Genomic DNA, 353 nt, shown 5'->3' with positions numbered 1-353 from the left:
GCGCCGGTGGTGGATGATCGTGATCAGACGATTGTTACGAAAGAAGATACGCCGAAGAAAGGCACTATTACGGGTGTCACTGATGTGGATGGTGATGATCTGACTTATGCACTAGGTGATAAACCAGCGAATGGTACGGTGACGGTAGATGGTGACGGCAACTATACTTACACGCCAAACAAAGATTACAACGGATCGGATAAATTCACGGTCGTTGTATCTGACGGCAATAGCGGCAGTGTCACTGTGACGGTTCCTGTAACAGTCACACCGGTGAATGATGCGCCAACGGCTGAATCGCCAGCGATTAAGACGGAAGAAGATACGCCAGTAAAAGGAGCGGTTAAAGGTCA

The 353-nt window shown here is 49.0% G+C and carries 1 protein-coding gene; it reads left to right on the top strand.

Annotation, left to right across the window (positions count from 1 at the left end):
* On the top strand, positions 1–353 hold a 353-nt coding region (locus AC0SAP_RS10390), incomplete at both ends, for an Ig-like domain-containing protein (RefSeq protein ID WP_473384113.1).

The organism is Ignatzschineria sp. PL_is040 (assembly GCF_055813795.1).
Note: the sequence above shows the minus strand (reverse complement) of the source record. Positions and strands in the feature narration are given on the sequence as shown.